General features: G+C 69.7%; 6 protein-coding genes and 2 pseudogenes. 5 read left to right on the top strand and 3 right to left on the bottom strand.

The window, feature by feature from the left end; translation table 11 throughout:
- Positions 1-1,857: HEAT repeat domain-containing protein (locus VR44_RS45475; protein ID WP_045951155.1), on the bottom strand; the 1,857-nt coding region annotated here is incomplete at its 3' end.
- On the opposite strand from VR44_RS45475, the gene VR44_RS45470 reads away from it, so the two are divergent.
- The 4 genes and pseudogenes from VR44_RS45470 (at position 1,856) to VR44_RS32130 (ending at position 3,872) form a co-directional block, all read left to right on the top strand.
- On the top strand, positions 1,856-2,062 hold the full coding sequence (locus VR44_RS45470) for a hypothetical protein (protein ID WP_157880477.1): 207 nt from the start codon (positions 1,856-1,858) through the stop codon (positions 2,060-2,062). The genes VR44_RS45475 and VR44_RS45470 overlap by 2 nt on opposite strands.
- A 10-nt stretch (positions 2,063-2,072) precedes the next feature.
- Positions 2,073-2,366 (top strand): hypothetical protein, encoded by a 294-nt coding sequence (locus VR44_RS32135; RefSeq protein WP_045951154.1) that lies wholly within the window; start codon positions 2,073-2,075, stop codon positions 2,364-2,366.
- Between the two features lie 88 nt (positions 2,367-2,454).
- Positions 2,455-2,796 (top strand): annotated as a pseudogene (locus VR44_RS49300) (DUF6262 family protein); the annotation flags it as partial.
- 143 nt (positions 2,797-2,939) lie between these two features.
- Positions 2,940-3,872 (top strand): SMI1/KNR4 family protein, encoded by a 933-nt coding sequence (locus tag VR44_RS32130; RefSeq protein ID WP_045951153.1) that lies wholly within the window; start codon positions 2,940-2,942, stop codon positions 3,870-3,872.
- Here VR44_RS32130 and VR44_RS32125 read toward each other — a convergent pair.
- A complete protein-coding gene (locus tag VR44_RS32125) occupies positions 3,864-4,373 on the bottom strand; it encodes a hypothetical protein (protein WP_211275162.1) in 510 nt (169 codons plus the stop codon). The genes VR44_RS32130 and VR44_RS32125 overlap by 9 nt on opposite strands.
- 440 nt (positions 4,374-4,813) lie before the next feature.
- Positions 4,814-5,845, bottom strand: a complete 1,032-nt coding sequence (locus tag VR44_RS32115) for a pentapeptide repeat-containing protein (protein ID WP_245692654.1) — start codon at positions 5,843-5,845, stop codon at positions 4,814-4,816.
- Positions 5,846-6,303: 458 nt separating this feature from the next.
- Between VR44_RS32115 and VR44_RS44415 the strand changes: the two are divergent.
- Positions 6,304-6,405: pseudogene (locus tag VR44_RS44415) on the top strand (IS21-like element helper ATPase IstB); the annotation flags it as partial.
- Between the last annotated feature and the right edge of the window lie 575 nt (positions 6,406-6,980).

Here is a 6,980-nt window from a genome sequence, read left to right as displayed (position 1 = left end):
GGCTTGGGCCGGGTCGTCGAGGAGAGCGTGGAGCCGGCCGGTCAGCGGGCGCCCGGCCGGGCCGAGTACGGCGATCTCGCGGGCGGCGCGGGCGGTCGTCCAGTGGGACCACCGCTGGCCTTCGCTCCTGTCGAAGACCGAGGCCAGCACCGGGACGACCTCGGACGCCTCGCCGGTGATCCGCCACAGGGCGAGCGCCAGGGCGAGGTCGGTGTCGATCTCCGCCGTGGTGTCGCGGTCGATGGTGCGGCCGAGCGCCGCCCGCAGGGCCGGGGCGATGCGCGCGGCAGCCGGCCCGAGGTCGGCCAAGGCGTTCGCGCCCTCGACACAGCCGCGGACACCGGTGGCGAGCGCCGCCTCGGCGGCGGCGAACAGCGGCCCGGTCTCGCCGGTCAGCTCGTGCAGCGCCTGCGCCACGAACAGCTTGTCAGCGCCGGCCCGCAGGGCAGTGGCGGCCTGCTCGCGCTGCTCCGGACCGAGGCCGGCGGCGACGGAGGTGATGGCGGTGGCGGCGTAGTGGAACCCGGGCAGGACGGCGCGGAGTTCGGGCAGCGCACTGGCGGCCTGAGGGCCCCACAGCCGGATCAGGTGGACCAGCCCGGCGGTGTCGTTGTGGTCCGCGGTCGTCGGGCAACCGCAGTCCTTGCGTCCCTCGGGCTGCTCCAGCGCCTTGGCCGCCAGGCGAGCGCGGACCGCAGCGAGCAGTTCCGCGTCGAACGGGAAGGGCACGTCGGCCGGGGCATGGGACCCGGTGGCGCACTGCATGGCGTGCGGGCGTCGGCCGAGCGCCCTGGCCAACAGGGGGGCGGCCGTCTGCGGTGCCACCAGGACGAGTGCGGCCAGGGCCTGGTCGGCCGCCTCGTCGTCCGGCTGCGCGGAGAGTTCGACGAGGAGGGGCGCGGCCTCTGCGGCGGCCGAGCCGATCTTGCCCAGGAGCCGGGCGGCCGTCCAGTCGGCGGCGAGCGGCGCGATCGCGGCGATCAGCCGCTGCGGGGCACTGCGGGACAGCATGCAGGCGCGGTCGGCCGCCCACAGCGCCTCGGCCCGGACATCCGGGCGCTCGTCGCGCAGCGCGACATCGAGGAGTGCGAGGGCGCTCTCGCGGTCGGCGTCGGTGTCCCGCCCCAGCAGGATCTCGACGATGGCGCTCAGCGGATCCCGGTGCTCGTCCGCGTAGCCGGCCGCAGCCGTCTTGCGTGCGGGCAGCAGGCTGAGGAGGGCGTCGTGGTGCGCCGCGAGCCACGGTTGGTCGGGGTTCAGGGCGGCGAAAAGGGCGGCGAGGCGTAGCGGCGGAGGGGTGTCTGGGCCAAGGAGGGCACGGGCCTCGGCGCCGGCGCCCGCGTGGTCCAGCCGGCTGTGTGCGGTCAGGAGCTCGGCCCGGACGACGGGCTCGGTCTCGGTGGCAAGGCGGGCCCGGACAGCGGGCAGGGCGTTGCGGGTGTCGCGGGTATGGCCGATCATCCAGCCCGCTGCTTGCCGGACGGTGGCGTCCTCGTCGGCCAGCAGCGGTATGAGCAGCGGCAGCTGGGCGGTGACGGCGGCGCGGACGGCGCCCGGCTCGACGTCGTGCTCGTCCTCGCTCTCGGCGAGGCAGCCGAGCAGCCGCAGCGCGTCGGCGGTCTGCCGGCCGGAGGCGGCGATGCGGGCGAGGTAGGGGGCGGCGTCGGCGCTGGCTGCGTAGACGGTGCCCTGGTGCACGATCGAGCTGTACAGCTCCTCCAGTGCCTCCTCGGCGTCCTCACCGCCCTCGGCGAAGGCGCGCAGCAATCCGGGCAGGTCTTCGGCGGGGCCGTAGGCGTGGTTCACGGTGGCCCAGGGGTGGGTGTCGAGCCCGGCGAGGGCGGTGGGGAGCTCCATGGCCGCGATCTTCGCAGGACCCTCCGACAATCGCTGGGGGCCCGAGGAGTGGGGCGGACACCCGGAAGTGCCCAAGCGCACCACGTTGCTGGTGGCGGGCGGGAAGGCCAGCTCCAAGCGGCACCGAGGCCGAAGAGCTGGGCATCCGAATCCTTGGCCCGAGGACCTCACCGCCCTCGTCACCGACCGCCTCCTCGCCGGCTGACAACCGTGCGGTGCATTACGCCAAGACCCTCGCAGTGACAGCCGAGCGCGAGTTTCTGCGCTACAAGAAGGTCACTGCGGACGGCAGGACCGCCGGCCTCGGCCCGAGCGACCTCTACGACCTCCTGCACCTGGACCGGCGCGCTGACCGGGTGCTGCCGAACGGGTGGTGCATGCTGCCGCCGAAGCAGGTCTGCTCCAAGGGGAACGCATGCCTGACCTGCGACAAGTTCGTCACCGACGCCAACCACCGTGATGATCTCCAGCACCAGCTCGCCCAGGCCGAGGCCCTGATCACCCGCTAGACACAGTTCACCGGCCGCCACGGCGAGCCGATGGGTGAAGACAACATCTGGCTCGCGGGACCGACCGGGCGGAACCGTCCAGCGAGGAATGCACGCCTTGAGCCTTCTGCCAGAGCATCTCCACCAGGCAGCGAAGGAGCGAACCGCGGACACCGACAAGCGGGCCCGGACCGCGCTCGCCCGGATGGTCAAGGCCGGCCAGCCTGTCCGTTTCACCGCCGTTGCCCGGGTGGCAGGCGTGAGCACCGACTTCCTCTACAAGCACCTCGAGATCCGCAGCCTGATCGAAGGCCAACGCGCGAGCCAGGTTCTTGGAGCGCGTCAGGTAGACACCGAAGCCCCGTCGTCGACCTCGGCGGCCGTACGAGCCCTGAGCGCACGCCTTTCACAGCAACAGCAGGCACACCGCGAGGAGATCGCGCGGCTACGGAAGGCCCTAGAGGTGGCCCATGGCGAAACCTGGAACTTCGGCGCCGCCTGGCCATGCGCGACCCGGACTGACGACAGCCCGGCAGCCCGGTCGTGGGTTATGCTCGCGGCTCGAACTAACTATCGACGTGAGAAGAAGTACTGGTGGACGCCCGGATCACCCGGATTCAAGCCAAACTCGCCGCACTGCCGACCACGGAGAAGGCCGTACTCGGCCCCGCGCTCACCGAGACGCAGATCTCGGACTTCGAGGACACCCACGGCGTCCGGCTGCCTGAGGAGTTTCGCCAGTTCCTCACCCGAATTGGCCACGGCGGATACGGTCCCACCTACGGGTTGCTGCCTATGGAGCGATGGGTTGGGCGGGGCGGCATGGGACAGCCCGCCGAATCGTTCCCAATCGTTCCCGACGTCGATGTCCCCACAGGCCCCGACGACCGGGGCGACCTCGTGGGCTCATTCCCCGGCACCATCACAGTCGTCTACAGGGGCTGCAGCGACTTCACGCTGCTGGTCGTCACAGGACCCGGACGTGGGCGTCTGGTGGAGGTCAACGCCGAGGGATTCTTCGCTCCCCGGTTCTACGCTGATTCTGACTTCCTGTCTTGGTACGAGCGATGGCTCGACTTCGTTCTGACAGGACACCAGGACCTCAACTGGTTCGCCGACCAGATGGCCGGCAACGAGGACCAGCTCGTGGCGACGCTCCTGAACGACGACCTCCCGACAAGGCGGCGAGCCGCCGCCTACACGTTCATCACTCACCCAGCCCCGAGCACTACCTTGCCTAGCACTCTGATTCGGGCGCTGGCTGCGGAGACTCACCCGGCCGTGAGGAAATCGATCCTTCGTGCCCTCGCCGCCCAGGGAGAACACGGCCGAGATCTGCTGACCATGGCGCTTGGCGATCCGGTCGCTAAGGTCCGATCCCTCGCTGTCGTACTCATGGCGTCGAACACACCGCGGGGATGGCGGCTACCCACCCAGCGACGAGAAGCCCTTAGCCAGCGCTTCTCGAACGAAACGGACGAGTCAGTACGCGAAACCATTCAGAGAATGCTCAAGCACTCAACCTGACGTGGCACTCCCCGAGCCCCCGATCAAAGTCAACTGCATACTGCTGACGCTCTGACCAGCAGGCATTATGGGCCCGGCCGCCGGAGGTGCAGATAAGAGGTGGTCGACATCGAGGCGGGCGGCGTCGGTGACGACGAGGTTGTCGTAGGCGCTGCGCCAGGACCCGCCGGTCAACTTGCAGCCGGCTGCGACATGCGGCGCTTCGACGGCTTCGGAGAGGATGACCTCCTTCCTCGTGTCGCAGCCGTCCGAGGCGTTCAAGCCGCGGTTCCAGTGCTTGTACAGGTCGCGTCGGTAGCCGTCGCGGTGCTCAGGGGCCACCGGGAGCCTGTCGATCGCCTCGTAGAGGGGAAGCGGTGCCCGCATGCCGGCCGGGCCCGCCGCAGCCAGCCCGAGCCCCGGGGCTGCGGGCGCGGAGTGCGCAGGCGGGGCGGAGGACAGCAAGGGCAGGGCGCAGAGGGCGAGCGCGGGCAGGCCGCGCCACAACAGGTTCTTGATCACGTACGCCGATGTATCGGTCTGCCGGCGCCCGACGACAGGAGCCCAGGGGCCAACTCACCCGTGCGAGGGCCGTGATTCACCGCAGAAACGGCCCTGCGGGGTGCACGCTATCTGCCGGACGCGGCGACCTGTTCCACGGTGAGCCTGGAGCGCTCGGCCAGATCCCCGAGAGTCAGGTGGGTACCGGAGACGAGGGCCTCCAGCGCGGGTCGGAGGGGGGAGCTCTCATTCGTGTCCGGCGGCGCGCTCGGTGGGGTCGGCCACGGTCAGTACGTTCGCGTGCAGGGCGGGGGGAATGGAGGAGCTGTCGGGCGAGCCACATCATGAGGTCCGCGGTCGCGGCCGGCCCGCGGGCTTCCACGAGGTCTTGGACGGCGGCATCGAGGCGCAGGGCGGCGTCGTCCTGGAGGGCGATTCCGATCGTTTTCGCCCCTGGGTCCTTACGGATTGATGGGTTGCCAAGCAAGCGGAAGGGGGACCGGAGGCACGGCGGCGTCGATGGCGTTATGAAGCCCGGCGGGAGCTTCCCCCGCTACCCGATCGAACCTCACCCAGCCGCCGGAGAACGCCGCACTGTAAAAGGACACCACGCCGCGGGGGAACCTCATTCCGGAGAAGGACACCCCGCCGCGCGTGAACCTCGTGCCGTTGAAGGAGACCGTGCCGGCCAAGAATGTCGCACCGTGGAAGGAGACCGTGCCGCCGGAGAACGTCGCGCCGCGGAAGGACACCGTGCCGCCGGAGAACGTCGCGCCGTCGAAGGACAACGTGCCGGCCGAGAACGTCGCGCCCTCGAAGGGCACCGTGCCGCCGGAGAACGTCGCGCCGCGGAAGGACACCGTGCCGCCCGAGAACGTCGCGCCCTCGAAGATCACCCTGCCGCCGGAGAGCGTCGCGCCGTCGAAGTTCATGTTGCCGTCGATGGTGACCCCGGTGAGGTCAAGGTCGCAGCCCTGCCAAGAACGATGGGTTCCCCGCGGGCGTCGGTAGTGGTCACTGATGAGGCGCAGGATCGTATGCCGGACTTTGCGGAGGGCCAGGTACTGGTGGTGTTCATCTTGGTGGGCGGGGTCGGTTCCGGGGTCTGGAGTGAAGGGGAGCTGGAGGTACGCGCACAGGACGTCGATGCAGGTCTGGCGCAGGCTGTCATCGGGTGCGTCGTCTGCAAGGCCAGCCAGAGCATGGACGCCTCCTAGCCGGACGGCTGGGGACCCCGATCCGAGTTTGTCGACTGCCTGAGAGAAGCGTTCGGTGTGGAGCCGGGTGGCTTCGCGGTGCGCGCCGGCTTCATCGACGCGCTGGCGGCGGTAGGCGACGACCAGGGCGACAAGTGCGCCAGCTCCGGCTACGACGCCGAAGGAGAGCTTCACCAGGTCGAAGAGTGTGTTCGCGTCAAGCTTCGTGGTGGTGTCGATCTTCTTGAAGCCTAGAACGTCCACCAGTCCGTAGAAGATGCCGCCCGCGACCAGCACCGCGGCAATGAAGGCGACAGTCAGGGCCCAGCCGACCCTCCATAGCCGTAACTCCCGATCATCCGTGGTCGACCGCTGCCGTCCGTTTGGTGTCATGGGCACGAAGACAGCGATCGGGGATCCGTGGTTGCAGCTGAACCCTCAAGATCGCTGGATTTGGCCGTACGGCCGCTCCCGCCCCCTGGCCGCGATTGGAACGTGTATGAGGCGACGTGACTGTTCCCCTGCGGCCTCGGGCAGGGTTCACCGGTCGCCGGACGGTCCGGCGTGGGAGAGGGAGAACTGAAGAGCCAAGATCTGAACGCCGAGCGGTCCCGCATCTACGAGCGCTGCATCGAGCAGGTACGCACGATCGCCGCCCGACCCGACCAAGCCCGGCGGACCAGTAAACCTGCACGGCCGCCAACGAGTTCGCGTTGGACGTCGAGATGGCGTGGATCGCCGCTCACCCCCGAGCCGTCGACCGCCTCACCTTCGGCGGCAACATCATCGAAACCGGCACCGACTCCTACCGACTCGCCACCACCCGAGCCCGCGCCGAACACCAGCCTCCCGGCTGAACTTGACCGCCGCCCCGCCACTCGTTTGGCCCAAGGATCCGCTGGCCCCCGGGCACCAGCCGGCCTGCAAGGACGTGGGCGGAGGTCTTCACGCTCCGAGCCTCGTGCACGCACACGGTGGCGCCGGCATGCATCCCCGGATTCAACGGTGATGCAGGGTATTGAGCTGCCCGAAGACGCCGACCTTCAGCCACCGTCCGCAGAAGTGGAGGGCCGTCCGGGTTGGTCGACGGCGTGGTGCCAAGCAAGATGCCGTCCTTTGTGTCATCAGAGGTCACGCTCGGCCGCGGGTTCGCGCTCTGGCGGCTGGAATGCTGGCGACGGGTATGTCTCTGGCTCTCGTGCCGGTCCTGGCCGGCTCAGCCCAGGCGCAGGGTTCGTGTGTCCCGTCCGGCAGCCAAGTGGTGTGCACATTTGACTACACCGGGTCGGCCGACACGTTCACCGTGCCCAGCGGGGTGACGCAGCTGGCCGTGGAAGCACGCGGCGCCTCCGGAGGCACATCATCCCCTTACCAGGGTGCCGCAACGCCCGGGGGGCCGGTGCCCTGGTCACCGGCACACTGACCGTTACAC

Source organism: Streptomyces katrae, from assembly GCF_000966975.1.
Lineage (GTDB): Bacteria > Actinomycetota > Actinomycetes > Streptomycetales > Streptomycetaceae > Streptomyces > Streptomyces katrae.
This window is presented reverse-complemented; position numbering and strand designations above follow the sequence as displayed.

Coding starts and splice junctions, on each gene's coding strand:
- VR44_RS45470 (WP_157880477.1), top strand. CDS start 1,856: ATGGCCGCGATCTTCGCAGGACCCTCCGACAATCGCTGGGGGCCCGAG.